The organism is Pseudonocardia sp. TMWB2A, assembly GCF_017312135.1.
This window is the reverse complement of record NZ_QKQY01000001.1, coordinates 2583649-2609299: the sequence shown is the minus strand read 5'-3', so window position 1 is coordinate 2609299 and position 25651 is coordinate 2583649. Positions and strand designations below refer to the sequence as shown.

At 57.7% G+C, this 25651-nt stretch carries 26 protein-coding genes; 18 read left to right on the top strand and 8 right to left on the bottom strand.

Going from position 1 to position 25651, the window contains the following annotated elements:
• Positions 1-26: 26 nt before the first annotated feature.
• On the top strand, positions 27-587 hold the full coding sequence (locus DMP17_RS12215; protein ID WP_337829348.1) for a LemA family protein: 561 nt from the start codon (positions 27-29) through the stop codon (positions 585-587).
• Between the two features lie 83 nt (positions 588-670).
• Complete coding sequence (locus DMP17_RS12210) at positions 671-1951, top strand: serine hydrolase domain-containing protein (protein ID WP_337829347.1); 1281 nt, start codon at positions 671-673, stop codon at positions 1949-1951.
• A gap of 37 nt (positions 1952-1988) precedes the next feature.
• On the opposite strand, the gene DMP17_RS12205 is transcribed toward DMP17_RS12210, so the two are convergent.
• The 6 genes from DMP17_RS12205 to DMP17_RS12180 all read right to left on the bottom strand — a co-directional run bounded on the left by DMP17_RS12205 (position 1989) and on the right by DMP17_RS12180 (position 6349).
• A complete protein-coding gene (locus DMP17_RS12205) occupies positions 1989-2390 on the bottom strand; it encodes a nuclear transport factor 2 family protein (RefSeq protein WP_337829346.1) in 402 nt (133 codons plus the stop codon).
• Positions 2391-2491: 101 nt separating this feature from the next.
• Positions 2492-3028 carry a hypothetical protein gene (locus DMP17_RS12200; protein WP_337829345.1) on the bottom strand — a complete coding sequence of 179 codons (537 nt, stop codon included), beginning with the start codon at positions 3026-3028 and terminating at the stop codon, positions 2492-2494.
• A complete protein-coding gene (locus DMP17_RS12195) occupies positions 3025-3549 on the bottom strand; it encodes a hypothetical protein (protein ID WP_337829344.1) in 525 nt (174 codons plus the stop codon). Before DMP17_RS12195 ends, DMP17_RS12200 begins: the two co-directional genes overlap by 4 nt.
• Before the next feature lie 111 nt (positions 3550-3660).
• Positions 3661-4182, bottom strand: coding sequence for a hypothetical protein (locus DMP17_RS12190; protein ID WP_337829343.1), 522 nt, complete (start codon positions 4180-4182; stop codon positions 3661-3663).
• An 82-nt stretch (positions 4183-4264) separates the two neighbouring features.
• The gene (locus DMP17_RS12185; protein WP_337829342.1) at positions 4265-4798 is read right to left on the bottom strand and encodes a hypothetical protein; all 534 of its coding nucleotides are present in this window, start codon (positions 4796-4798) and stop codon (positions 4265-4267) included.
• Between the two features lie 9 nt (positions 4799-4807).
• A complete protein-coding gene (locus DMP17_RS12180) occupies positions 4808-6349 on the bottom strand; it encodes a fumarate hydratase (protein WP_337829341.1) in 1542 nt (513 codons plus the stop codon).
• A gap of 244 nt (positions 6350-6593) precedes the next feature.
• Between DMP17_RS12180 and DMP17_RS12175 the strand changes: the two genes are divergently transcribed.
• The 7 genes from DMP17_RS12175 (at position 6594) to DMP17_RS12145 (ending at position 15144) form a co-directional block, all read left to right on the top strand.
• Positions 6594-7298 carry a PspA/IM30 family protein gene (locus DMP17_RS12175; protein ID WP_337829340.1) on the top strand — a complete coding sequence of 235 codons (705 nt, stop codon included), beginning with the start codon at positions 6594-6596 and terminating at the stop codon, positions 7296-7298.
• 520 nt (positions 7299-7818) lie between these two features.
• On the top strand, positions 7819-8247 hold the full coding sequence (locus DMP17_RS12170) for a hypothetical protein (RefSeq protein ID WP_337829339.1): 429 nt from the start codon (positions 7819-7821) through the stop codon (positions 8245-8247).
• A 396-nt stretch (positions 8248-8643) separates the two neighbouring features.
• Positions 8644-10536 carry a hypothetical protein gene (locus tag DMP17_RS12165; RefSeq protein WP_337829338.1) on the top strand — a complete coding sequence of 631 codons (1893 nt, stop codon included), beginning with the start codon at positions 8644-8646 and terminating at the stop codon, positions 10534-10536.
• Between the two features lie 927 nt (positions 10537-11463).
• The gene (locus DMP17_RS12160) at positions 11464-13521 is read left to right on the top strand and encodes a ribonucleoside-diphosphate reductase subunit alpha (RefSeq protein WP_337829337.1); all 2058 of its coding nucleotides are present in this window, start codon (positions 11464-11466) and stop codon (positions 13519-13521) included.
• Between the two features lie 227 nt (positions 13522-13748).
• Positions 13749-14147 (top strand): endonuclease domain-containing protein, encoded by a 399-nt coding sequence (locus DMP17_RS12155; RefSeq protein ID WP_337829336.1) that lies wholly within the window; start codon positions 13749-13751, stop codon positions 14145-14147.
• A 229-nt stretch (positions 14148-14376) separates the two neighbouring features.
• A complete protein-coding gene (locus tag DMP17_RS12150; protein ID WP_337829335.1) occupies positions 14377-14601 on the top strand; it encodes a hypothetical protein in 225 nt (74 codons plus the stop codon).
• 90 nt (positions 14602-14691) lie between these two features.
• Entirely contained in the window at positions 14692-15144 is a 453-nt protein-coding gene (locus DMP17_RS12145; RefSeq protein ID WP_337829334.1) for a hypothetical protein, read from the top strand.
• A 125-nt stretch (positions 15145-15269) separates the two neighbouring features.
• Here the strand turns inward: DMP17_RS12145 and DMP17_RS12140 are convergent, their stop codons facing one another.
• The gene (locus DMP17_RS12140; RefSeq protein WP_337829333.1) at positions 15270-15500 is read right to left on the bottom strand and encodes a DUF2171 domain-containing protein; all 231 of its coding nucleotides are present in this window, start codon (positions 15498-15500) and stop codon (positions 15270-15272) included.
• Positions 15501-15685: 185 nt separating this feature from the next.
• On the opposite strand from DMP17_RS12140, the gene DMP17_RS12135 reads away from it, so the two are divergent.
• The 6 genes from DMP17_RS12135 to DMP17_RS12110 all read left to right on the top strand — a co-directional run bounded on the left by DMP17_RS12135 (position 15686) and on the right by DMP17_RS12110 (position 22053).
• Positions 15686-16747 carry a ribonucleotide-diphosphate reductase subunit beta gene (locus DMP17_RS12135; protein WP_337829332.1) on the top strand — a complete coding sequence of 354 codons (1062 nt, stop codon included), beginning with the start codon at positions 15686-15688 and terminating at the stop codon, positions 16745-16747.
• Positions 16748-18292 carry an anti-phage dCTP deaminase gene (locus DMP17_RS12130; RefSeq protein ID WP_337829331.1) on the top strand — a complete coding sequence of 515 codons (1545 nt, stop codon included), beginning with the start codon at positions 16748-16750 and terminating at the stop codon, positions 18290-18292.
• A gap of 336 nt (positions 18293-18628) precedes the next feature.
• The gene (locus DMP17_RS12125) at positions 18629-19585 is read left to right on the top strand and encodes a DNA cytosine methyltransferase (RefSeq protein ID WP_337829330.1); all 957 of its coding nucleotides are present in this window, start codon (positions 18629-18631) and stop codon (positions 19583-19585) included.
• Complete coding sequence (locus DMP17_RS12120) at positions 19582-20475, top strand: NaeI family type II restriction endonuclease (RefSeq protein WP_337829329.1); 894 nt, start codon at positions 19582-19584, stop codon at positions 20473-20475. The genes DMP17_RS12125 and DMP17_RS12120 overlap by 4 nt, the downstream gene beginning before the upstream one ends.
• Before the next feature lie 65 nt (positions 20476-20540).
• Positions 20541-21440, top strand: coding sequence for a hypothetical protein (locus tag DMP17_RS12115; protein ID WP_337829328.1), 900 nt, complete (start codon positions 20541-20543; stop codon positions 21438-21440).
• 10 nt (positions 21441-21450) lie between these two features.
• Positions 21451-22053, top strand: coding sequence for an excalibur calcium-binding domain-containing protein (locus tag DMP17_RS12110; protein WP_337829327.1), 603 nt, complete (start codon positions 21451-21453; stop codon positions 22051-22053).
• Positions 22054-22111: 58 nt separating this feature from the next.
• Here DMP17_RS12110 and DMP17_RS12105 read toward each other — a convergent pair whose 3' ends face one another.
• Positions 22112-22546 carry a hypothetical protein gene (locus DMP17_RS12105; protein ID WP_337829326.1) on the bottom strand — a complete coding sequence of 145 codons (435 nt, stop codon included), beginning with the start codon at positions 22544-22546 and terminating at the stop codon, positions 22112-22114.
• Positions 22547-22714: 168 nt separating this feature from the next.
• Here DMP17_RS12105 and DMP17_RS12100 point away from each other — a divergent pair, with 168 nt between their 5' ends.
• The 3 genes from DMP17_RS12100 (at position 22715) to DMP17_RS12090 (ending at position 25390) form a co-directional block, all read left to right on the top strand.
• Complete coding sequence (locus tag DMP17_RS12100; protein ID WP_337829325.1) at positions 22715-23347, top strand: hypothetical protein; 633 nt, start codon at positions 22715-22717, stop codon at positions 23345-23347.
• Positions 23348-23424: 77 nt separating this feature from the next.
• Positions 23425-24723, top strand: a complete 1299-nt coding sequence (locus DMP17_RS12095; protein ID WP_337829324.1) for a succinylglutamate desuccinylase/aspartoacylase family protein — start codon at positions 23425-23427, stop codon at positions 24721-24723.
• Between the two features lie 226 nt (positions 24724-24949).
• A complete protein-coding gene (locus tag DMP17_RS12090) occupies positions 24950-25390 on the top strand; it encodes a hypothetical protein (protein WP_337829323.1) in 441 nt (146 codons plus the stop codon).
• The last annotated feature ends 261 nt before the right edge of the window (positions 25391-25651 follow it).

Sequence of the window (25651 nt, the reverse complement as noted above, 5' to 3'; positions counted from 1 at the left end):
CCCAACCTTATGGAGGTGGAATGTCAATGGCTTTGATTGCTCTTATCGTGCTGGTCCTGTTTATCGGCCTCATCCTGTTAGGGGTTTATAACCGGCTCGTCAGCCTGCGCCAGAATGTCAATCAGGGCGAAGCCGATATTGACGCCCAGTTGCGGATGCGCAACGACCTCATCCCCAATCTGGTCGAGACCGTCAAAGGCTATGCCGCGCATGAAAAATCGACGCTGGATGCGGTGATTGCCGCGCGTAACAGCGCCATGACCGCCAATGGCCCGGCAGCCCAAGCCGCCGCCGAAGGGCAATTGTCGGGCGCGCTCAAAAACCTGTTTGCGCTGGCGGAAAATTATCCCGACCTCAAAGCCAATAGCAATTTTCAGGAATTGCAAAAGCAGCTCACTTATACCGAAGAAATGCTCGCCGCCGCGCGCCGTGCCTATAATAGCGTGGTCGCCGATTATAATGGCGCGATCGAACATTTTCCGGCGGTGTTGTTTGCCGGTATGTTGGGCTTCAAACCACGCGCTTTCCACCGGCTGAGCGAGGCCGAAGCCGTAACGATGGGCCAGCCGCCTGCGGTCAAATTCTGATGGTAGCAGCGCGCAAGGCATGGCCTTTTGCGCGGAGGTCCGGGGCGCCTTGTGCATATGCCGCGCTTATAGCGGGTGCCGTCATGGCGGCGGGCGTGCCTGCGTGCGCTACTGCTTCGCCCGCGCCGTCCTCCCCTGCCGAAGCCTGGGTCCATTTTGACCGCGACCATATCAGCGCATCGGGTGCAAGCGGCTTTGCCGACGCCAAGAGCGGGCGCGCCGTCACTATCGACGATCCGGTGCGGGTCGCCTCGGTGTCGAAGCTGGTCGTTGCCTTGGGGGTGATGCGGCTGGTCGAGCAGGGCAAGCTCGGGCTTGATACAGATGTCTCGCACTATCTTGGCTGGACCTTGCGCAATCCCGCCCATCCGGACAGCCGGATTACGCTCGCCATGCTGTTGTCGCACACATCAAGCCTGCAGGATGATGGCGAGGCCTATATCATCCGCTTGGGCGATACGATGGCGGACAAGCTCAGCCTCACCTGCGGCGGCAAAGCCGTGCCGCAGATCGAGCGCATCATCCACCCCAGTAACTTCATTTCCTACCGCATGACCGGAAGTTTTGCGGGCTGCACCGCGCGCAGCCCCGCCATGTGGGACCAATCGGGCAACCTTCCCGGCAGCTATTTCCGCTATGCCAATATCAATTTCGGCCTGGTCGGCACGATCATCGAGCGGGTGACCAAGCAGCGGTTCGACAAGGCGATGGACGCGCTCGTCATCCAGCCGCTCGGCCTCCAAGCCTGTTTCAACTGGGGCGGGCGCTGCACCGGAGCGGATGCGGCGCGCGCGGTCACGCTCACCCGTCCCGATGGCACGGTGGCGCTTGATGACCTTGGCGGCGTGCTTCCCGCTTGCCCTGTCCATGTCAAAGCGGGCGAAGATTGCGATCTTTCGGGCTATGCGCCCGGCATCAATGGCGCACTTTTCTCACCGCAAGGGGGCCTCAGGATTTCGCCGCGCGACCTTGCCAAAATCGGCCAGATGCTCGGCGCGGGCGGGCGGGAAGCACAAGGCCAAGCCTTTCTCACCCCCGCCTCCATCGCACGGATGCGCGCCCCGCGCTGGACCTATGACGGCCAAAATGGTGACACGGAACAGGGCTTTTACTGCGCTTATGGCCTTGCAACACAGATTATGGGAGTCGCCACCCATCCCGCCTGCCGCGACCGCCTCCCCGGCATGGAAGGCCGATGGTATGGCCATGCGGGCGACGCTTATTCGTTAAAATCCGGCCTATGGGTTGAAGCCAAAAGCGGCAAAGGCATGGCCTATTACGCCACCGCCGTCGCCGACGAAACGCCCAGGGATGGGCCGAGCGCGTTTACGCTTGCCGAACAGAGGATGGCGGGGAAGCGGTAGAGACGTGCTTTCGCCCCGCTAGACCCCGCGCGTCCGCCTATCCCGCTTTTCCGCCGGTCGGATCGCCAATCGGCGCTTCGCTATGTTGCGCACAGGTCCAAGCATCTTCGCCCTTGATCCACGTACTTGTGTCGGCAAAGACGAGGTCCATCTGTTCGCCCTTATGGTCAAACCGCATCTCTATATTATAGCCGATAATCGCGACATTTTCCGCCGGGAAGATGACATGCACATCGCGCATCTCGAACGCTTTGAGCGCCGTCTCGCCGCCATCCATCATCTCGCCCATCTTGGCGCCTTTGACAGCCATCACGCCTTGAGGCCCCGCGACTATCGCATCGCTCGCGGTTAATTTCGTAACGATGGCCTGATCTTGATCGACCATGCCTTGAAAATATTGCTTTTCCAGCGCGATGATGTCGTCATCCTTGTTCGACATAAACTCTCTCCTCATTGACCGGTCTCGCCCATGATGTGCCCTCCCTATCAAAGAACAGGCCGCCGCTTGGTTCCGCACGAAGGGATCATATCGCCGCGGCCCTACTGATAAATGCAACCAACCAATATCCGGTGTGGCGGGGCGGTTTCGCTGGTGAGGAGGATGTGACGTTGTTCGGGCGAAGGCGGCGTTGTGCTGCTCTGCGGCGTGTCCGGATAGACCTGCTTCACGCCATAAAAAGCATCGCCCTTGCGTTCATATTGCCCTTCCGTAAGGCCCGCCACCTTGGCGACCGCCGGGCCGTCATATGTGTCAATCAGCGCGAGCATCGCATTGGCAGTAAAGACAATCTCGCGCACCTCAAAGCCCATGACATAGAGCGGCCCTGTTACCGCATATTGCGGATAGCCCGCATCGCTCCCCGCGACCGGCTTCCAGCCGTGCGCGACCACGCCCGTTACCGGATCGCCTATCCCCGACGAAAAGGCCCGGAACACCGCGCGGTCTGCCTTACAGCTAAGCAAAGCTTCAACCGCTTGCGCATAGGCGCCTTGATTGACCCTGCTTTGTCCCTGCGCCGCGACAGGCACGCCCACAAAGGACAGGAGAAGCAAAACAGCGCGCCAGTCATATTTCATTTTGCGGCCTCATTGTCCTGCGTCAGCAAATCTGCGGGCGGAACAATTTCCATATGCGCGTCGATGAAATCCAGTATTTTCTGCCGGTCGCCCGGCGCATCTTTTCTGGCTTGTCGCACGGCATCGAAAAGATGGGTCCACAAAAATATGGGGATGATGATGAGTGTCATCCGCCCGCCTACCCGACCGCTGATGAGGTCAGAGAAAGCAGCAAGGAATCCCGCTAAGCCCAAACCGAAGAATAGAATCTTCAAGCCTGTAAAGCTTAAAGACGCACCGATCCGTCCTTCAATGCGCGTGCCGGAGCCTTCTGCGTGCAGCTTCGCTTTAAATTCGGTGGTGGGCATCCCCTCGCCGCGTTCCACGAACAAAGACATTTCCTGTTCATTGCCATTGCCGAAGATACCATCGGACGGCCGCGCCTTTGCACTCTTGCCGATCAGCGCGAGCATCTTGTGCGCGAGCGCCACCGGCGGCAGGCGCGAATGGAGAAGGAGGCGCTCGCTTTTGCCCATCACCATTTAGTCCACATATAAAGGTGCGGCGCGCGGCGCGTCCGGCGGCCTAATGCGTGGCTCAATGTCAAAACCGCGTGGCGCAATGCAGCATCTCTCCGTTCCGGCGCGCGCGCCTCATTCGACCCGCTCCTTATCAAGGATCTGCACATTCTCATGCGCTACAATCTCCAGATGTGTGTGGATGAAATTCAAAATCTTTGCGCGGTCGCCCGCCGCCTCTTTCTTGCCCTTCCACAATGTACCTAAAAAGGCGGTCAACAATATTATGCCGACAAAAATAAACATGAAGGCACGGAACGGATCACCTTCGCTCAACATAAAGTGCAAACCTAGGCCAAAAGAACTCAAAGCCAAACCGACAGCAAAGATCGTAAAACAGCCGAAACCAAAAGGTGCGCCGATCTTCCCTTCAATGCGCGTGCCAGACCCTTCGGCTTCCAGCCGCGCTTCAAATTCGGTCGTGGGCATCCCTCCACCACGCTTCACAAATAAAGAAATTTCCTGCTCATTGCCATTGCCGATGACGCCCTCGACCGCCTGGGCATTCTCACCCTTGCCGATCAGCGCGAGCATCTTGTGCGCGAGCGCCACCGGCGGCAGGCGCGAATGGAGGAGGAGGGGCTCGCGTTTCGCCATCACCACTTAGTCCACATATAAAGGTTCGGCGCGCGGCGCGTGGAGCAACCTAATGCGTGGCTCGATGTCAAAACTGCGTAGCTCAATTGAGTAACGCCCCGTTCCGGCGTGCGGCTTGTGGTGCTTCCTCTAACTCCAGATGTTTGTGCATGAAGGCGAGGATTTTTTTGCGCTCCTCCGCACCATTCTTTTTCATCGTCCGCAAAATTGTGAAGAATATCAACCACTGGAACAGCGGGACTCCAATGAAGGGCAGGCATATCAGCAGGGGCGCACCGCTCACCAAACCGCCAAGGCCGACAGCCATGAAGATTGCACCGATGCCGAGGAAGATGACTTTGAAAAAGCCCAGCCCGCCTGCGGTTTTGAATTTACCGTCGATCCGCGTGCCCGACCCTTCGGCTTCAAGGTCGGCCTTATATTCAATAGCGGGCGAATTTTTCTTCCGCCGGGCGAACAAGGTCATTTCCTGTTCGCTGCCATTGCCGATCACCCCATCCGCCGCGCGCGCCTTCTTGCCCTCGCCAATCAGCGTCAGCATCTTTTCCGCAAGCGCGATGGGCGGTAGGCGGGAATGGAAGATATAATTATCCTGTTTGGCCATTCCGCCCATCATGCACGAAATTTAATTTGTTTCCAGCAACCCTTCTTCGGCAATCTTCTTTTGCCACACGAGCGGCGCTAATTTGTGGACATTATTGCCTTCTGCGTCCACCGCGACGGTGACGGGGAAGTCGGCGACTTCGAATTCGTAAATCGCTTCCATGCCCAGATCTTCAAAGCCGACGACCTTGCTGCCCTTGATCGCGCGGGCAACCAGATAGGCTGCGCCGCCGACCGCCATCAGATAGGCGGATTTGCCGTCGGCAATCGCTTGGGTCGCGTCGGGGCCGCGTTCGGCCTTGCCGACCATCGCGAGCAAGCCTTGGTCGAGCATCATGCGGGTGAATTTGTCCATGCGCGTCGCGGTGGTGGGACCAGCCGGGCCGACCACTTCTTCGCCCACAGGGTCAACCGGGCCCACATAGTAAATCACGCGGCCTTTGAATTCGACCGGCAATTCCTCGCCCTTGTCGAGCATATCCTTGATGCGTTTATGCGCAGCATCGCGGCCGGTCAGCATCTTGCCGTTCAGAAGCAAGCGGTCGCCTTGTTTCCAGCTTTGCACATCAGCGGGGGTGAGCGTGTCGAGATCGACGCGCTTCGCCGCCTTGTCGGGCGTCCAGTGAATGTCCGGCCATTCATCGAGCTTGGGCGCTTCCAAGAATACCGGACCCGACCCGTCGAGCGTGAAATGGGCGTGGCGGGTGGCGGCGCAATTGGGGATCATCGCAATCGGTTTCGACGCCGCATGGGTCGGCCAATCGAGGATTTTCACGTCCAAAATGGTCGCCAAACCGCCCAGCCCTTGCGCGCCGATGCCAAGCGCATTGACCTTGTCGAACAGTTCGATGCGCAACTCTTCAATCTTGTTCTGGGGCCCGCGCTGTTTCAACTGCGCCATGTCGATGTCCATCATCAGCGATTGTTTGGCGAGCGTCATCGCCTTTTCCGCCGTGCCGCCAATGCCGATGCCGAGCATCCCCGGCGGACACCAGCCCGCGCCCATTTGCGGGACCATTTCGAGCACCCAATCGACGATGCTATCGCTGGGGTTGAGCATCTTGAACTTGGATTTATTTTCCGAGCCGCCCCCCTTGGCCGCAACATCAATATGCACCTTATTGCCCGGCACCAGCTCGACATGCACAACCGAGGGCGTATTGTCGCGCGTGTTGACGCGGCTGAACGCAGGGTCGGCAAGGATCGACGCGCGCAGCTTGTTTTCAGGATGCAAATAAGCCTTGCGCACGCCTTCGTCGATCACCTGCTGGAGCGAGCGCGGGCTATTGAGCCAGCAATCCTGCCCCCATTTGACCATGACGGTGACAATGCCGGTATCCTGACAAATCGGGCGATGCCCTTCCGCGCACATGCGGCTGTTGGTGAGGATTTGCGCCATCGCATCCTTGGCGGCGGGCGATTGTTCGGCCTTATACGCCTCGCCCAGCGCGCGGATATAATCCATCGGGTGGAAATAGCTGATATATTGCAGCGCATCCGCGACGCTTTCGATGAGATCATCTTCCTTGATGATGGTGGGCGTGGTGGCGGCGCTGGCGGTCATAGGGTCATCCTGTGCTGGCAATATATCTTGTGCGGGAATTTCCGGCGGAGTCTTTTTTCCGGGGCGGAAAAATACGGGCCTCCCTTGCACCGCCGTCACGCAATCTGCAAGGGTAGCGGCGCGCTTATCGCGATTGAAATAATCGCTTACATCGGATAAAAATTCCTTGCCGTTAAGGCGCGGCAGCGCATTTGGGCGCACACATGAAAGCGAACAGGCGCGCCAAGGGGACAGAGGGGCATTTATGGCAGAACCGATTTTCAACCGTATGCGGCGTCTGATCGCGTCCAAGACCGAAGACACGCTCGATTGGCTGGAAGCGAGCAACCCTGCCTCGATTTTACGCGGCGCGCTGCGCGATATGGACAAGAGCATCGCGACCCTCGAAAGCGCGCGCGCCGATGAATTCGGCAAACGCACTGCGGCGGAACGGCTGGAAAAAGAACAGAATGAACAGGCACGCAAGATGGGCGACAATGCGCGCTTCGCCTATGAAAAAGGCCGCGAGGATCTCGCCCGCGCCGCGCTCGCCGAGCAACTCGGTCTGGAAGCCGGAGTCAAGGTGCAGCAAGCCTTGCAACACGCCGCGCGCGACAAGATTGCCTTGCTCGACACCCATATTGCTAAGGTTCAGGCCGAACGCGCCGAAATGAAAATCCGGCTGGACAGACTCGAAGCCGACCGCGCCAATGACCGCGCGCATCAGGCAGCAGGCGCTGGCGCGGCCTTGCCGGACAAGGTCGCTGGCACCGTACATCATGCGCGCGAAACCTTTGACCGCGTCACCAGCCTTTCCGGCACCGGCCATCGCGCGCCCGACGTCGCGGCCACGCAGCAGGTGGACGAAATTGTTGGCCTTCAACTGGACGCGGAGTTGGACGCACGCATGGCCGCGCTCGGCAAAGCGCCCGCTGCGAAACCTTCCAAGGCGCGCACGTCCAAAGCCTGACAGCAGCCCATTTCCGTAAAAACTAGCGCGCGGCTACTCGGAAGGCCGGGCCATAATCGCCTGCCCCGCGCGTCCCATCACCAAAGGCATCATCGGAAAAGCCATTACAGGGGATAGCCGCGCGGTTGCACCAATTGGGGCTCTCCCGCTGCCTATTTCTGTTGGCCGTTCCTGTTGGCCGTTCCTGTTATCCGTGCTTAGCTGCGCGTGATTCTAGGCTGTACGGGCGCGTCCCTCGCGTTCCGGCGCCAGAGGCGGTAAGAAATATGAAGGCCAGATGAACAAGAATCGCACAATCCGCCGCAAAAACGCCACTAAATTCCGTTCAACTGACGCCATCGGACAGATGAACCGAATATTGTAACATATTTCGGGCTTCCATATCGGCAAAATGCATACATTTTATAGGAGCGACGTTGGAAGGCGTCGTTTCGATCCAGTTATGTTCATCTGTTCCCCTTCATCTAATCATGAATGATGACATGACATTTGTTCCCCGGATCGACCAAAGGAGATAAAAATGTTGAAATTTATTGCAGTTACTTCTGCAGCAGTGTTGGCCGCAACCCCCGTTCTTGCTCAAACCGCGACCCCGCCCGCCGAGCCTGCCCCTGCAGCGCCCGCACAGGCCGAACCGGCATCGCCTGCCGCACCCGCCCAGGATGCCGCGCAACCGGCACAGGCCGCGCCCGCTGCGGATCAGGTCCAGCAGATTGTGGCCGCCGAATTCCCGACCTACGACACCGACAAGAGCGGTGATCTCAATGAAACGGAATTCCAGACTTGGGTGGTTGCGCTGCGCGACAAGGATCCGGCAGCCGCCGCCAAGCCGCTTGACGATGCTGGCAAGGCCAAGTTCGCGAAGGAAATCTTTGCCAAGGCCGACACCAACAAGGATAAGAAAATCGCGCAAGCCGAAATGGTCGCCTTTTTCTCGGGCGCGGCATAAGCCTCACGCCCCCTGACACGCAAGGTCATCCCGCCCACGCGGTATAGAAGGCCTTAGCACATATAGCGGAAGGCCCGGAAGGACATAGCGTCCTTTCCGGGCCTTTCTCATGCGCGGAGTCGCGGGGAGCCAAACGGCGTGCCTTTTGAACAGCTTGCTTCCCGTCTGCACCAAGGCACGGCAAATATCACGATCCTAGCCTCCAGAATCTTTACCACATCATATCTCTGATTTTCTTGATGAATTACGAAAAGGGAAAAATGTAAAAATTGCCTGATGCGTTTTCCTGTTGCTTTAAAATTAAGATTTTATAAGTATTTAAACGATAGCATTTGTAAACAAATATAATAAACCGAATTTATCGGTCATATTTCGCCGAATGTATCGGATAAATATATGAAACAAATGATTTTAATGCTCGCGCGGGCAGCGGCTTGTTTATTGAGCCTTGCTGTGCTTACTCCCGCACATGCGGATGTAATTTGGGAAGATTATCAAGGCAGTGCGCGCATCACCGGCACCAGCGGACAGGATTTGCCGGGGCCGTCTTATGATAATAGCGCCTCCGGCTCGGGAGAGCGTATCGCCGGATTGCGGGCCGTTTCGGCCAACCCCGCCAATGCGGTGCGCACCGGCACCAGCACGCAGATAAATTATCGCGCTGCCGACAATATTCTTTGCAATCTCGATACCGATCCGGCGGGCACCGGCCCTGCCTGTCAGGCCGATGCGCAAGGCCGTGTCCTTTATGCGGTGCTGAAATTGCCGTTCAGAGGGGATTACACATTCCAGCTTGCGCATGATGACGATATCGACCTCGACCTGTCTTCCACTTATGGTGCGAGTGATTATCGCGGCGCAAGCTATAACATTCCGATAAGTGCGGGGTCACAATATACCACCAATGATTTGAGCTTCGAGCCGTTAACCGGCACAGTCAATGCATCGGCCGACAATGCTTGTGTTCTGCTGCGCCTTTATTGGAACAATGTCGGCAGCACCAACCATTTGCGCCTGCAATGGACGCGCCCCTCCTCGTCCGGTTCGATTTTCGACACGACCGAAATCGTGCCCGCTTCTGCTTTGATGACGCCGGGGACCACGAGCGGCTGTACTGGCGCAGGCGCGCCAGAGTCGAACTGGTCGCTGACGGTCGACAAGGTGATTGCAGCCACCGGCCGCGCCAGCCCCGATGACCAGTTCACTGTGTCGATCCACAGCGGCTCCACCTTGCTTGCGGCGGCCACCACCGGCGGTAGCGGCAGCGGATCCCAAGCCAGCACCGGGGCCACATTCCTGAGCCTTAACAGCCTGTATCGTATCACTGACAACATGGCGGCAGGGAGCCATTATACGCTTCAGGCTTATACATCCTCGATCAGTTGCACGATGGACGGCCAGCCCTTCACGCCCACCTATGTATCGCCCGGCGTGTGGCACATTGCGACACCGCTTATCACCCTTACCGACCAGATTTATCTGTGCGCGATCACCAATACGCGCGCGAGCCGCCAGTTGCAGCTTCGCAAAACATGGGTTGAAGCAGTCCCCGGCCATGCGGTCACCATCCCGCCAACCAGCGGCTTCAGCACCAACACCAGCGCATTTGCGTCGGTCGCCGATACCGCCAATGAAAGCGATAATGGCACGACCATCACCGTGCTGACCGGCACCGGCACGCTCGCGGCGGAAAGCTTTACCAACGGCAATGCGGCGCAATATGGTTCGATGCTTTCGTGCAGCGACGGCACTTTGTCCGGCACCAATGGGCAAAGCGCGAACCAGCTCAGCATCGGCGCGCCCGGCGCAACCATTGTGTGCGTCTATACCAATAGCTACCGCCCGCCGCTCAGCCTCGCCAAAATATCGGTGCCTTATTGGGACCCGGCCAATGGCACCACCGACCCCAAACTCATCCCCGGCGCGCTTGTCGATTATATCATCTCGGTCGCCAGCCCCACCACTTATGCGACCGGCCCCAACAGCGTGATAGTGTTCGACAGCCTGCCCGACGAGGTTGCGCTTTATGTCAATGACATCGGCGCCGCACCGCCGGGGCCGTTGGTTTTCACGACAGGCACTTCGGGGCTGACCTATGATTATGGCGGGCTGACGAGCCTCACCGACGATATAGATTTTTCCGCCGATGATGGCGCAAGCTGGTCCTACATCCCCCACCCCGACGCCGACGGCGTGGACGCCGCCATCACCAACGTCCGCGTCAACCCCAAAGGCAGCATGGCCGCCGGGTCCAACTTCCAGATCAGGATCCGCGCGAAGATTAAGTGAGGCTGGGGGGCTGGAGCGGGCGTTTTTTAGGATGGCTTGGGCGAGGCGTTCTCGCGGAGGCGCGGGGGCGCGGAGATTTTTTTTGGGAGGTTCACGCAGAGGCGCAGAGAGCGCAGAGACAGAGAGTCACACGACGGCGCGGAGACGCTTTGCTGGGTATCAAGGCCAAATTTTACCCCTCCCCGTTCGTGCTGAGTAGGCCGAAGGCCGTATCGAAGCACTCTTGTTTAAAAACACCCTTCGATACGCCTCCTGAAGGAGGCTACTCAGGGCGAACGGGAGAGGAAAAATCTCCGCGCCTCTGCGTGAACCTATTCACTATTACACCCGATGCGGGGCCAAAAGGATAGGTCGCGCAAACCCTCTCTGCGCCTCCCCATTCTCTGCGCCTCTGCGTGAACCCTTCGCGCAGCCTCATCCGCAAGAAACGCCGACCCTCGCTATGCCCTTAACATCCTCGTTAGTGTGGCCCGTCCGCGCGTCCCACAATATCTAGTGTGTGATTTGCCTAAAACAGGGCCACAAAAACCGCGCCGGTAAAAATTTTACCGCTTGGGGCCGTTCATGGCTTGCGCTTTCGGATTGCCTTAGCAGGTCCGCGCGTCGCTGCACTGCAGCATGTTTTTTCCGGCGACGAAGCGACTCATATGAGCGACGAACGGTTGATGTAAATCAGCCTTAAGACTCTTGCATGACAAATTGGTTGTGGCACTATGGGTAGTGGGCGGCCTGCGGGGGACACGCAACAGATAGTGCCGGAACGTTTTTGCCGCTTTTCTGCGGCGCGGACAGTTCGGCCTCTATTTGTGCCGGATTCGTTCTTGCGGAGACGGCATAAATATTTCCCCGCCCGGGCCAAGAAAGTGTATGGTCGGGGGCTTCCCCCGATTCGAACACATCAAGAACATGTGAGGGATGGGGACGGACATGGATTTCAGGGAAACAGCAAGCGAAAGCGGTCATGGCAATGACCTGCTGACGGATTTTATTGCGGATCAGGATAGCAAGAATATGGCGAAGTCGGACTTACTCGAAAACCCCAAGGACAAGGTTGAAAGCGCCGGAGCTGCAACGCCTGCCAAGGCTGATGCGCCTGCTGATGCACCCGCTGCTGCACCTGCTGCCGGGACCAAGCCCGCTGCCAAGCTTACCGCCGAAGGTCAGGGGTCGAAGGATGTCTTCAAACCTCGTTTCAATGTCGTGACCGATGCGTCGCGCGATGCGCTCCTCACCGAATTCGGCAAGGAAACGCTGAACGACCGCTATCTCCTCCCCGGCGAATCCTATCAGGATTTGTTCGCGCGCGTGGCGGCTGCCTATTCGGACGATGAAGCCCATGCGCAGCGCGTCTATGACTATATTTCGCGCCTGTGGTTCATGCCCGCGACCCCCGTTTTGTCGAACGGCGGCACCGGACGCGGTCTGCCCATTAGCTGCTATCTGAACTCGGTCGATGATAGTTTGAACGGCATCGTTAATACGTGGAACGAAAATGTCTGGCTCGCCTCGCGCGGCGGCGGCATCGGCACCTATTGGGGCAGCGTGCGCGGCATTGGCGAGCCGGTCGGTTTGAACGGCAAGACCAGCGGCATCATTCCGTTCGTGCGCGTGATGGACAGCTTGACCCTCGCGATCAGCCAAGGCTCGCTGCGTCGTGGCTCGGCGGCCTGCTATCTCGACATCAGCCATCCGGAAATCGAAGAATTTTTGGAAATTCGCAAACCGTCGGGCGACTTCAACCGCAAGGCGCTCAATCTCCATCATGGCGTCCTTATCACCGACGAATTTATGGAAGCGGTGCGCGACAATAAGGAATTTAACCTCAAATCGCCCAAGACCGGCGAAGTGCGCGCGACCGTCAATGCGCGCTCGCTGTTCCAGAAGCTCGTCGAAACCCGGCTTGCGACCGGTGAGCCTTATATCGTTTTCTCCGATCAGGTGAACCGCATGATGCCCAAGCATCACCGCGACTTAGGCCTCAAGGTTTCGACCTCCAACCTGTGCAGCGAAATCACCCTGCCGACGGGCCGCGACCATCTCGGCAATGACCGCACCGCGGTATGCTGCCTCTCCTCGCTCAACCTTGAAACATGGGATGAATGGAATGGCGACAAGCAATTTGTCGAAGATGTGATGCGCTTCCTCGATAATGTCCTTCAGGATTATATCGACCGCGCGCCCGACGAAATGGCCCGCGCCAAATATTCGGCAGAGCGCGAACGCTCGGTGGGCCTTGGGGTCATGGGTTTCCACAGCTTCCTGCAAGCACGCGGCCTCGGCTTTGAAAGCGCGATGGCCAAATCGTGGAACCTCAAAATCTTCAAACATATCCACGCCAAGGTCAACGAAGCCTCGATGCTGCTCGCGCAAGAACGCGGCGCGTGTCCGGACGCCGAAGAAATGGGCGCGATGGAGCGTTTCTCGTGCAAAATGGCGATTGCACCGACCGCGTCTATCTCGATCATCTGCGGCGGCACCTCGGCCTGCATCGAGCCGATCCCGGCCAATATCTATACGCACAAAACCTTGTCGGGCAGCTTTGTCGTCAAGAACCCCTATCTGGAAAAGCTGCTTCAGGATAAATCCAAGGACAGCGCCAATGTGTGGAACTCGATCCTCGAAAAGGGCGGCAGCGTCCAGCACCTCGAATTCCTGACGCCCGAAGAAAAGGATGCGTTCAAGACGAGCTTTGAAATCGACCAGCGCTGGCTGCTCGAACTCGCCGCCGACCGCACGCCCTATATCGACCAGGCGCAATCGTTGAACCTGTTCATCCCGGCGGATGTCGAAAAATGGGATCTGATGATGCTCCACTTCCGCGCATGGGAACTCGGCATCAAGTCGCTTTATTATCTGCGCTCCAAATCGGTCCAGCGCGCAGGCTTTGCCGGCGGCGTCGAAGCGGACAACACGATAGACCCCGCCAAGGTCGAACTCGCGACCGCCGAAAGCACCGACTATGACGAATGTCTGGCGTGTCAGTAATCGGGCGAGTGAGGAAGTCCAAACGTCCTTCTCCCCTTGTGGGAGAAGGAAACGGAGCCTTGTGCTGCAGGCACTAGGCGCAGTTGGATGAGGGGTATGCGAGGCGCAGCCTCGCGCGATTGCAGCAGCAATCGCTTACCCCTCACCCAGCTTCGACTAGCGAGCAAGCTCGCAAGTCTCCTCATCCCTCTCCCACAAGGGGAGAGGAAATTTGGTTCGGAGAAGGTGTGAAACGCGATATGCTTCCTGAAAACGCCATACAGCGCGCACGTAGCCTGCGCCGTATGGCGACGCCTGCCGAACAGCAGCTATGGCGCGCGCTTAAGGAAGCGTTCCCGCTTGTCCGGTTTCGGCGACAGGTGCCGATAGGGCCATATATTGTCGATTTTCTTAGCCATGCCCATCGCTTGATTGTCGAAGTGGACGGCGGACAGCACGCAATACAGCAAGGCTATGACGCCGCCCGCACCCACTTTCTGGAGGATGAGGGCTATTGCGTGCTACGCTTCTGGAACATGGATGTTGCCGATCACTTGGATGGTGTGATTTCAGAAATTGGCGCCAATCTTGTTGTCGATACCGCACCGCACCTTGATGGCCAATATATCGAGGGACGCGCACAATGAGCCCGCGCATCCCCCTTCTTCTCCCCTTGTGGGAGAAGGATACGAAGCCTTGTGCCACAGGCACTAGGCGCAGTTGGATGAGGGGTGTGCGAGGCATGGCCTCGCGCGATTGCAATAGCAATCGCTCACCCCTTACCCAGCATCGACTAACGAGCAAGTTCGCAAATCTCCTCATCCCTCTCCCGCAAGGGCAGAGGGGGGAATATGTTTCCATAGAAATCGTCCACCCATGACCCCCGACACGCTCACCCCGATCATCCTTGCCTTTGCCGCGCTCTGCTTGTGGCAAGTCTATGCGGGTGCGCGTAAAATGTGGCTTGCCAAGCGCGATCCGGGTGCGCCGATGGTGAAACTGTTCGCACGCGCGGGCTTTGTGCAGGCGCTGCTCGGCGCGCTGCTGTTTATCGCCAATATCGCGTTCAACTGGTCCACCTTGAAGGCGGGCTTGCTATGACCGCGCGCGCGCTGTTGCCTGCATTGCCCGCCAAGGGAACCAATCCGCCCCCTGCTGCGCTATATCGCTATAGAGCAAGGGAGATTGTTGATGAGCAGCAGCTATGCGATCATGCTGGTCGTTCTGTTCGTAATTGTGTTCGGGACATTTTTCTTTGTGCTGGTCAATGCGCGCAGTGTCGCGCGGGCCGCACGTCAGGATGCGGATGCGGACAATATCGCGCCGGGCCCCGGGCCACGCGGCGCATCACGATCGGCGATATGGGTGGCGCTCGGCGTCCACTTCGCGGCCTGGGCCGGGATTTTCACCATCTGGATGTGGATGACCGCCGAAACGGAAGCGACGCAGCCTTTCGGGGAAGAGATTGCCAAGGAGGTTGCGGGGCCCGATCAAGCGGATCAGATTACCACCAATCCCAACGCCGCGCCGACAACGCCGCAGCCGACCGAGCGCCCTATGGGACCGGCCACCCCCGTGACCACAGCGCCGCCGGAGCAAGCCGGAACCAGCGACCCCGCCGCGCCGCCGCCTCCGGCCAAATAGCGCATCCGGTAACGGGCGCGGGCCGCTTGGCCTGCCCGCCCGCCCCGCGCGCCGTCCGCCTGTCCGCAGAAAAGGCCCCGGCGCGAACCGGAGCCTCTTTTATACCTGCCTCAAAGGGCGCGCGCTCAGCTATCTTCTTCAAACAGCTCCGCATTGGCGGCGTTGGCGGACAGGCGCACCTGATTGCCTTCGATTTCGGCAATCAGTCCGCCCGACAGCCAGTGATGCTTGCCATCGACACTGTCTTTTTTGGTGAGCTTGATGCGGTCGCCATCACTATGATCGACCGTGCCCAGATGCACGCCATCGGCGCCGATTACTTCCATATCGGGTTGGATTTTGCTAAGATCAGCCATGATTTTTCTCCTTGTTCCAAGGCCGGAAAAAACGTCCGGTCACAAGGTATAACGCGGCAAACGCACAAGATTTCCCCCGCGCGCCGCTCATTTGGTCACAGACGTTGCACCGCTCGCAGCGCCATTTCTTTTTCTGCTCCCGTCGCCGCCACCGGCACGCGCTCATTCACTGGAAGGTAAAGCCCATGTCTCTCACCGAAGCCCGCAAAACCTATAAGCCGTTCGAATATCCGTGGGCTTATGATTTCTGGAAGCGCCAGCAACAGATCCACTGGATGCCCGAAGAAGTGCCCTTGGGCGAAGATTGCCGCGATTGGGCGCAAAAGCTCACCGATCATGAGCGCAATTTGCTCACGCAAATCTTCCGCTTTTTCACGCAGGCCGATGTCGAGGTGCAGGATTGCTACCATGAAAAATATGGCCGCGTGTTCAAGCCGACCGAAGTCAAGATGATGCTCGCGGCCTTTTCCAACATGGAAACCGTGCATATCGCGGCCTATTCGCACCTCCTTGACACCATCGGTATGCCCGAAAGCGAATATGGCATGTTCCTTCAATATAAGGAAATGAAGGACAAGCATGATTATCTCGCGACCTTCGGCGTCGATACCGACGAAGACATTGCGCGCACGCTCGCCATGTTCGGCGGCTTTACCGAAGGGCTGCAACTGTTCGCCTCCTTCGCCATGCTGATGAACTTCCCGCGCTTCAACAAGATGAAGGGCATGGGGCAGATTGTGAGCTGGTCGGTGCGCGACGAAAGCCTCCATTGCGAAGGCATCACCAAGCTGTTCCACGCTTTCTGCGCCGAACGCGATTGCCTGACCCCCGCGGTCAAGGACGACATTATTGATTGCTGCCAGAAAACCGTGCGGCTCGAAGATGCGTTCATCGACCTGGCGTTCGAACAAGGCCCGGTCCCCGGCATGACGCCCAAGGAAATCAAAAAATATATCCGCTACATCGCCGATTGGCGCTTGGGGCAGCTAGGCTTCCAGCCGATCTACATGATCGACGAACACCCGCTACCGTGGTTAGCGCCGCTGCTCAACGGCGTAGAACATGCCAACTTCTTCGAAACCCGCGCGACCGAATATAGCAAGGCCGCAACGCGCGGCGATTGGAACCAGGTGTGGGATAGCTTTGATAACCGCAAGCAGGCGAAGGCGAGTTTGGTTGATGGCTTGCTGGGCGCCGACACTGCGGCCGACGGCGAAGCGGACATGTTCGAGAAGGCGGGGGTTTGAGTGAAAGGAAATCAGAATCGCCCAGATCTATATATTGGTTTAGTTTGCGCTGCCGGCACGGATCTTTCTGAGGTAAAAAGGCAAATTAAAGCTCAATTAGCAGTGGTCAATTACAAGCATAAAGAAATAAAAGTAAGCGTTAGAATTGCTGAAGCTGTCAAGCTTTCTCCACCTGAAGATGCATACACTAGAATTATCGAATTAATGGGCGCTGGGGACGAAATCAGAAAAGCATCTGATGACGGAAGTGGTGTAGCATCTTTAATTGTAACAGCAATTCGCGCAGAGCGAGAAAATCATGACTTCCCAAACTCTACAGCATTTGTAATAGATTCGTTGAAGAATCCAAAAGAAGTAGAAGTTCTTGATCAAATATATTCAAAAAATTATTATACAGTCGCAGTTTATAGCCCTCTTCAATTGAGAAAAGATAATTTATCTAATCAAATATGTCAAAGTCGTCATGAGCCGATGGAGGACAATCATAGGGAACAAGCAAAAGACATTATCAAACGCGACGAAAAAGGGATTGGCGATAAGGGCCAAAGCGTACGTGATACATTCCCATTGGCAGATTTCTTTATAGACACACAAATGGACATCGCGGGACAAATAAAAAGATTTATTGAGCTAGTTTTTTCAGAGTCCTTCATTACACCAACAAATGATGAATATATGATGTTTGTTGCTAAAGCTACGGCGATGAGGTCGTGTGATCTATCTCGGCAAGTTGGGGCAGTTATCGCAGAGAAATCGGGATCAATAGTGGCTACAGGATGCAATGAGGTTCCTGCCCCTAGAGGAGGATTTTTCTTCGAAGGCAGAGATGATACGATTGAAGACAATCGTGATAAAGTAGAACAACATGATCCAAATTTTCATGAAATAAAGCGATCAATAAGCGAACTTATAGACGTGATGAAAAGTGCCGGATTTATTGATAAATCCAAAGAATCATCTACATTAGCGGAACAGTTACTTCATGGAGAGCATAAAGAGCTTACATCTGAGGCTAGAATACGAAACTTGATCGAGTTTGGTCGTGTGGTGCATGCAGAAATGCACGCGATTACACAGGCGGCAAATCTGGGAAGGTCTGTAAAAGATGGAGTTTTATATTGCACCACCTATCCGTGTCACATTTGTGCGCGTCATATCATTGCAGCCGGCATCAAGGAAGTGGTGTATATCGAGCCATATCCCAAGAGCCTTACAGCAAACCTTTACCATCGAGAAATAATTTCCGAGCTAGATGGCGCTAACGCGATTGCCGATGACGAACCGAGAGTGCTATTTAAAGCCTTCAGAGGGATTTCACCCGTTCTTTATCAGAGAGTCTTTAATTACCGAAGGCGCAAAGATAGCTACGGGGCAATAGCTCAGTGGAAACCTGAGGAAGCAACCCCAATTGGCGCAGCATTTGGTGTCGCCAGAAAAGATTTTGAACTGGTCGTCGCAAATGGGCTTGAGATTGCGATTAATAGGATTCATAGTCCGACATCAGAACGTGATGGGGACCCACAAAATGTCACAAAAAGCGCTTAGCGATCAGATTAAGCAGGATAGAGAAGCTTTTTCTAAGTTAGATGAACGTCAAATCGCAGCGCTCCAAAAGGAATTGAATCTGGCTGTGCTTCGGGCCCAAATTCATCATGTCTCAAAAAATAATCGCCTTATTATAAATTATTGAACTTTCTAATGCCGTTGCATACTTCATCGCCATTCTGCTTTCGCAGCGGTTGCAATGCTTTTCACACCCTTCAACCTAAATAAACCGTTACCATGTCGATTGTATATGTGTTGGCCAAAAAATGAGGGTATATCCGCTCACAGCCATTTTGAAGGGAACCCAATGTTGCCCGTTAGGGAACATTCCAACCCATGAACGCCATCGAATTTTGCGCCGGAGCAGGCGGGCAAGCACTCGGCTTGGAGCAAGCCGGGTTTGGCCATGCGGCGCTGGTTGAAATTGATGCCGATTGTGCGGCGACTTTGCGGCTGAACCGGCCGCTATGGGATGTGCGCTGTGCGGATATGAATGATTTTGACGGGCGACCGTTCAAAGGTGCCGACCTGTTTGCAGGCGGCCTGCCCTGCCCGCCCTTTTCCATCGCGGGTAAGCAATTGGGGGAGCGCGACGAGCGCAACCTGTTTCCGGCAGCGATCCGCCTGATTGACGAAATCCGCCCGCGCGCGATTATGATTGAAAATGTGCGCGGGTTCCTTTCCGCCGTGTTTGAAGATTATCGCAACGGCCTCAAAAGCCAGTTGGAAAAGCTCGGCTATCGCGTCGATTGGCGGCTGTTGAACGCCTCCGATTTCGGCGTGCCGCAACTACGCCCGCGCGTGGTGATTGTGGCGATCCGCAAAAATCTTGCCGATGGTTTCGATTGGCCGACCGCCCACCCGCATAATCCGCCGACCGTTGGCGAAACTTTGCGCGATTTGATGGCCGCCAATGGCTGGCGCGGCACCAAAAACTGGGTCGCAGGTGCCGATGAAATCGCGCCCACCATTGTCGGTGGCTCCAAAAAACATGGCGGTCCCGATCTTGGCCCCACCCGCGCGCGCCGCGCTTGGGCGACGCTTGGCGTCGAAGGCAAAAGCCTGGCGGATGCGGCTCCCGAACGCGACTTTGTCGGTGTGCCCCGTCTCACCGTGCGGATGGTGGCGCGTATCCAAGGCTTTCCCGACGCATGGCAATTTCACGGGCGCAAGACGGCCGCTTACCGTCAGGTCGGCAATGCGTTCCCGCCGCCCGTCGCGCGCGTCGTCGCGGACAATATCCGCACCGCGCTCGGGCAGCGCATTATGGTTCCTGTCCGGTCGGTCGCATGAACCTGTTCGGCGACGACAGCCGCCGACCGCTTGACGCTTCCCATGCCGATTATGCCGATTTAGCGCGACTGGAAACCGATCTGTTACTTGCGGTTGGCGGCAAGGAACGGTTTGAAGAAAAGCTGCGCTCCTTCTTCCGTTCGGCCATTGACGAGGTGATCGACACCGCACGGACCGGTCGCTATTTCCTGTCCGATCTGGAAAAGACGGAAAAAACCTATCTCGGCACCAAATTCGAGATTTTACTGCGTGACTGGTTGCAAGTGCCACGCGGGGTGCTTCTCGATCTCTTGATCGGCGGTCAGGAGGTCGATGTGAAGTCTACCACCGGCGGCCGGTCTGGCTGGATGATCCCGCCCGAAGCCATCAATCAAGTCTGCATATTGCTGCGTATCAATGAAGAGGCTTCCACCTGCGCCGTCGGCCTCGTCCGGACACGCCCTGACTATCTTACGGCGGGGCAAAATCGCGATGCTAAAAAGTCGATTTCAGCGGCAGGCCGCGCGCATATATGGTGGCTGGTTCAAGATTTTGCCTACACGCCGAATTTCTGGAATCTCGTCGATGAAAATCTGCGCCGAGCTATCACGAGCCACCGCGGCGGCACGCAGCGCCTCGCGGCACTCTTTGAAAACCGTCTGGAGACCCCCGTCTCGCGCGTCCTTATCGCCAGCATTGCCGCGCAAGATGATTTCATGAAACGGGTCCGCCGCAACGGGGGAGCGCGCGATATTTTGGCTCCCAAAGGGATTGCTATCCTCTATTCGGAAACGGACCGCGCATTGATGGAACAGCTTGGCCTGCGTTTCGGCTATAGGGAATTTTTGTCCTATAAAGCCAAAAATGCGCAGGAAGCATCCCTTTTGAAGGCAGCAGGCCATATAGACTAATCCCTTTCCTACACATTCCGATATCCTTCACGCTGCCTGCCTCACATTTATGAGGAGGTAAGGTTATGGCTGATAATGCGGTATATCGCGGGGCGGCTGCGCGGGTTCGGAGCGGGCGTAGAGAGGCTGGCGTAGGTTCGGGGAGTGATCTGACAGAAAAATTTGACCGTCGGGCGGAAGAGTTGAAGGCGCATCACCGTGCGGCTTTGGCAAGGGAGGCTGCAGGTTGGGAGGGTCGTTCTCCTGCTGTGTCGTCGGACGCGCCTTTGCAAGACGCGCATATGGTTTTGCAAGGCTCGCCAGATTATGGGCCGTCCGCAGCGACCAATCCCCGACTTTCCGACCAAGCGCGCGCCGATCATGGGACGCTTGATCCGGACGGCACCCCCGCATCCACCCACCCGCATCCCAATTCCGATAGCCAAGCCTCATCCGCCTTCGACGATTATGAACCCGTCACCCTCTCCCGTATGCGGCCGGGTGGCTGGACGGCGGAGCGGCAGCGTAAATTTCTGGTGACGCTTGCCGAAACCGGGTCGGTGTCGGAAGCGTCCATCATGTCGGGGGTTTCGGCGCGATCGGCTTATCGTTTGCGCCAGCGCCCCCATGCGACCGCCTTTGCCGACGCTTGGGACCATGCGCTTAAGCTAGCGAGCTTACGGCTGGTGACCTTGGCATTCGAGCGCGCGACGACCGGCACGGTGCGTGAAATATGGCGCGAAGGGCGGCTGGTCGGGACGACGCGCGCGCCGTCCGAAAAGCTGCTGATGTTCCTCATCCGCCACTTGATGCCCGCGCCGCGCGCCGCGCAAAGCCCCGAAGCGTTTCAGGCGGAAATCGAAGCGGCGCGCACAGGCTTTCCGTGCACTTTGGATGCGCTGCGCGATGATGATGTGGAGATTGTCCCGATCCAAAGCCGCGACTTCTTCCCGCCCTGCCCCGGCGACCCGCGCGATGATTGGTAAAGGGCGGGTGGTGAGTCAGGCGATGATGTGCGATGGTGTGACTCTATGTGACTTTAAGGAAAATTTCGCGCTATCCACCTTGCTTTCAGGTCGGCACAAACCCTTGGCCCCCTCACCCTTTCTTAACCCTGCGCGCGACATGATGGCGCGCATGGGCAATGATATTTCTTATCTCAAGATCGGGCTTTTGGCAGGCGGGGTGTTTGCCGGGATGTTGGGGGCGTTGCGGGTGCAGGATCATCGCGCAGCGCAATGGGATGCGGTGCAGGCGCCTCCCGCGATGCGGCTGGTTGCGGCAGAGGCGGCGCCTCAGCCTGACATGGCGGTGGCGCCGGTCGCGATTACGCCGGAACCCGTCCACACGCCCGTGCCGGAAGCGGTGGATCCGGATATTCCCTCTCCCAGAGAAGCCCGAATTGCATCGCGCGAACAATATCGCGAGGAGACGGTCAACGCGCTGTCCGGCAATTCCGGCGTTTATTTCCGCAAATGCGACGATGTGCGCGCGGCGGGTTTGGCTCCACTCTATCGCGGCGACCCGGGCTATCGCGAGGGATTGGATCGCGATAATGACGGCATTGCTTGCGAACCGTATCGCGGACGCCGCCGTTAGGGGGCGGCGTCAGGGTAAGGCGTTGGGTCGGGAGCGTCAGGGCAGAGCCGTCACGCGCTTAGCGCAAAACCCCTTTGCGCCGCTGGGTCAGCGTATAAGCGAGCAGCCCGATGGCGATGATCCACACCGGCACCATGATATATTGGGTGGCGGCGGGAACCGGTGGCGGCATGGGGTGGCTGAACTGGTAGAGGCTGGTTCCGGCCAGTCCCACAAGCGAGACAATTGCGGCGGTGACGGCATGGCGGTTGCGCATCAGGATGAGCAAGGAGGTCGCCATCGCGCCCCATACGCCCAAGGCCCAAGCCGCTTCCGACCATATCGGAAAACTGTCAAAATAAGCGATTTGTGCGGGTGTCAGTCCTTCCATCGCAGCCGGATTACGCGTTTGCGCCATCACATAGTTGAACGCGCCAAGGCAGTTCCACAGCAACGACAAAACCCCTGCCATCCATATATGGCCGGGCGTTTTACGCTCTTCAATCGGGTGCATTTTCCCCTCCCCCATTGTTGTGCCGCCAATGTTACGCCCTTTACGCACGCTCGGCAATATGCGCCTGTTTTGAAGCGCCTGCGCCCGACCAGCCGCGCTCTATCCGCGACGGGGTTTCCCCGCAAATATCAACAGGGGTTGAGGAGGTGTCGCGCTTTCGTCATAAAGATGCCGATGTTCAAATATGTTACCGAAGCGGCTACGCGCCGCGCCGCCGTTTCCGCTCCGGCTATCGCGCCCCGTCCGGCCCGTCGCCCGAACCTCTGGCTCATAGTGCCGCTCGCCGGTGTCATGATGGTCGCAGGGTGCAGCACGCCCAAGCCCGAACCCAAGCCGCAGCCGCCTTCGACGCGGCCCGTTCCGCCGCCTCCGCCGCCCGCAACGCCGCCGCCTGCGTCGAGCAATTGGGAGGATTGGCCCTATACGCCGGGCGGGTGGAGCTATCGCGCCGAGGGCCAAGGGTCGGTTGCGCTGTTCGGCATGGGGCCCCAAGCGCCGCAGTTCAGCATCCGTTGTGACAAGGCTGCGCGGCGTATCCAGCTTGCCCGCCCCGGCTTTCTGGAGCCCGGTAAGAGCGCCAATATGGTGATCCGCGCGACCACCGGATCGGCGCAATATCCGCTCGCTAATGCGGGGGGCCAGCCTGCGCAGGTCGCGGCCACTTTGTCGCCGCTCGATCCGATTCTCGACAAGATTGCGTTCAGCCGCGGGCGTTTTGTCGTCGAGGTTGCGGGCGCACCGACTCCGCTCGTTATCCCGACCTGGCCCGAATTTGCGCGCGTCGTGGAAGATTGCCGCTAATGACAGGCCGGGGCCGGGGTAGAAAGCCAGCCAAGGCCGCCTCACGCCAAAAGCGCGCGGCCTCCCCGGAGGTGGAAGTGCCGGAGGTGGACACCCCTCCCGCGCCGGACGAAAGCACCGCTGAACCGCTCCCCGAACAACCGCCCGACCCTGCACCCGACCCTACGTCCAAACCCGTCAGCAAAGCAGCAGCCAAAGCCCGCGCCGCGGGAAAGGCGATACCCGAACCCGGCGAAGGGCCGCTCGATGAACCCGGCACGTCGATCATTGCGCCCGCGACCAAAGCGCCCGAACCGCATGACCCGCCATTGGTCGACAAGCCCGACCGTCCCGGCCCTTCCAAGCGCGACGCATATGAAATTGGCGGCAAAGCGGTGCAGCCGGGCTATGAAGCCACAGTCAATATCCACATCGCCAACCTGTCAACCGCGGTGCCGGTCTCGCTCCCGATCCGTGTTGTGCATGGCCGCGATGATGGCCCGACCCTGTTCGTGAGCGCGGCGGTGCATGGCGACGAAATTGTCGGTGTCGAAATTATCCGCCGCCTGCTGCGCCGCGTCACCGGCCACCGCATCAACGGCACCTTATTGCTGGTGCCGGTGGTCAATGTGTTCGGCTTTGTCACGCATGACCGCTATCTGCCCGACCGGCGCGATCTTAATCGCAGCTTCCCGGGGAGCGCCAACGGCTCGCTCGCCGCCCAACTGGCCAATGCGTTCCGCACCGAAGTGGTGATGCGCAGCGATTTCGGCATCGACCTCCACAGCGCCGCCGTCCATCGCTCCAACTATCCGCAAATCCGCGTGTCGGCAGACAGCGAGAAGGCCGCCGAAATGGCGCTGGCTTTCAGCCCGCCCGCGATCATCACCGCGCCTTTACGCGAAGGCTCGATGCGCGAATTTGCGCGCGCGGACGGGGTGGAAATGCTGCTTTATGAAGCAGGCGAGGCGCTGCGCTTTGACGAATTTGCAATCCGTATCGGGGTGCGCGGCATTTTGCGCGTGATGGCGCAAATGGGGATGATTGACCGACCGCCCGAAGCCGAAGAATTCCAACCCGTCCTGTCGCACAAGACAAGCTGGTTGCGATCGCCCAAAGGCGGGATTTTCGTCGCCGCGCCCCATGCCGGCGCGCTGGTCGAAGAAGGCGATGTGATCGGCACGGTCAGCAATCCGTTCGGCGACGATGCGGTCGAACTCCACGCGCCGTTCAGCGGCATGATTATTGGCGAAGCGATGCTCCCCGTAGTCAATCGCGGCGATGCGCTGTTCCACATCGCCCAACTCGACCATTTCGGCACCGCCGCCGACCGGCTGAAAACCATCACCGATGCAATCAGCGCCGACCCGCTATTGGACGAGGATGAGTTGATTTGAGGGTTATGCGCTGCCGCCGCTCATGTTGCGGTTCAAGGCCCTTCCACCACTATGAAATGCCAAGGTGGCGACAGCGGAGCTCCGTGGTTTGCACTCTCAATTGCTTGGGGCACAATGAGCCGATGTGGAGAGTATTGGGTTAACGGGACCGATAGCTACGCATATTACACCAGCTTTGATGCTGCATACGCGAAAAACTATCGGCTTTCTTATTAGGAGTTGAAAGGTGAGAATGCTCTATATTGCGGCTTTGTTTTGCACAGGGTGTTCCGGTGGCCCCATCGATCAAACTACCGCCAGCGCGTCGGGCATGGAGGCAGTCAGCATGGAATTTTACAAGCGCCGAATTGCGGAAAAGAACGAGGTTATAACGCCTCCTGTTTTGTTGCGATTGTCGGGTAAATTGGTGGAAAAGAATAATTGCTTGGTTGTTTCCAACGATGAAGGGGACCACGCATTAGTCTTTGAGGAAGGGAAGGCGACCTTTGATCCAGTCAGAAAAGCTCTGTCGGTGGGCTCTACTATGATCTTACTCGACGAGCCTATCTCTGTCGGCGGCCCATTTAATCAGCCTTCTGAAGACTTGGATGTCGCCAGCATAAAATCTCGATGTGATGTAAAGGCTGTTTGGCTAGTGACGGGGACAGATGTCCGGTCTGCTCCCTGAATGTTATTTGGTATGAATGATTTGTAGGACTGTCATTTTCGTGATGGCTTGTTGCTGGGGTATCTCGAACAGGCAGACGACGTTCCTGATATTTCCCTGTCACTAGATCCGTTTTCTGTTTGGGCGCTCCGCTTCCGCGAGCCACTCAAATGCCGATAAAAGCGGCTTATTGTTGAGTTGGATAAACCAATTGCTTCCGTCAGAGAATGCAAGCCGATGCCACGACACGCAAGGCCACGGCTAACGTCTAAAAAACCTTAC

Bases quoted from the DNA above. Each gene is read 5' to 3' on its own strand.
- DMP17_RS12195 (WP_337829344.1), bottom strand. From the start codon at position 3,549: ATGGTGATGGGCAAAAGCGAGCGCCTCCTTCTCCATTCGCGCCTGCCG.
- DMP17_RS12215 (WP_337829348.1), top strand. From the start codon at position 27: ATGGCTTTGATTGCTCTTATCGTGCTGGTCCTGTTTATCGGCCTCATC.
- DMP17_RS12165 (WP_337829338.1), top strand. From the start codon at position 8,644: ATGAAACAAATGATTTTAATGCTCGCGCGGGCAGCGGCTTGTTTATTG.
- DMP17_RS12140 (WP_337829333.1), bottom strand. From the start codon at position 15,500: ATGGCTGATCTTAGCAAAATCCAACCCGATATGGAAGTAATCGGCGCC.
- DMP17_RS12145 (WP_337829334.1), top strand. From the start codon at position 14,692: ATGAGCAGCAGCTATGCGATCATGCTGGTCGTTCTGTTCGTAATTGTG.
- DMP17_RS12210 (WP_337829347.1), top strand. From the start codon at position 671: ATGGCGGCGGGCGTGCCTGCGTGCGCTACTGCTTCGCCCGCGCCGTCC.
- DMP17_RS12175 (WP_337829340.1), top strand. From the start codon at position 6,594: ATGGCAGAACCGATTTTCAACCGTATGCGGCGTCTGATCGCGTCCAAG.
- DMP17_RS12190 (WP_337829343.1), bottom strand. From the start codon at position 4,182: ATGGCGAAACGCGAGCCCCTCCTCCTCCATTCGCGCCTGCCGCCGGTG.
- DMP17_RS12185 (WP_337829342.1), bottom strand. From the start codon at position 4,798: ATGATGGGCGGAATGGCCAAACAGGATAATTATATCTTCCATTCCCGC.
- DMP17_RS12135 (WP_337829332.1), top strand. From the start codon at position 15,686: ATGTCTCTCACCGAAGCCCGCAAAACCTATAAGCCGTTCGAATATCCG.
- DMP17_RS12170 (WP_337829339.1), top strand. From the start codon at position 7,819: ATGTTGAAATTTATTGCAGTTACTTCTGCAGCAGTGTTGGCCGCAACC.
- DMP17_RS12115 (WP_337829328.1), top strand. From the start codon at position 20,541: ATGGCTGATAATGCGGTATATCGCGGGGCGGCTGCGCGGGTTCGGAGC.
- DMP17_RS12150 (WP_337829335.1), top strand. From the start codon at position 14,377: ATGACCCCCGACACGCTCACCCCGATCATCCTTGCCTTTGCCGCGCTC.
- DMP17_RS12120 (WP_337829329.1), top strand. From the start codon at position 19,582: ATGAACCTGTTCGGCGACGACAGCCGCCGACCGCTTGACGCTTCCCAT.
- DMP17_RS12100 (WP_337829325.1), top strand. From the start codon at position 22,715: ATGCCGATGTTCAAATATGTTACCGAAGCGGCTACGCGCCGCGCCGCC.
- DMP17_RS12160 (WP_337829337.1), top strand. From the start codon at position 11,464: ATGGATTTCAGGGAAACAGCAAGCGAAAGCGGTCATGGCAATGACCTG.
- DMP17_RS12205 (WP_337829346.1), bottom strand. From the start codon at position 2,390: ATGTCGAACAAGGATGACGACATCATCGCGCTGGAAAAGCAATATTTT.
- DMP17_RS12125 (WP_337829330.1), top strand. From the start codon at position 18,629: ATGAACGCCATCGAATTTTGCGCCGGAGCAGGCGGGCAAGCACTCGGC.
- DMP17_RS12105 (WP_337829326.1), bottom strand. From the start codon at position 22,546: ATGCACCCGATTGAAGAGCGTAAAACGCCCGGCCATATATGGATGGCA.
- DMP17_RS12180 (WP_337829341.1), bottom strand. From the start codon at position 6,349: ATGACCGCCAGCGCCGCCACCACGCCCACCATCATCAAGGAAGATGAT.
- DMP17_RS12200 (WP_337829345.1), bottom strand. From the start codon at position 3,028: ATGAAATATGACTGGCGCGCTGTTTTGCTTCTCCTGTCCTTTGTGGGC.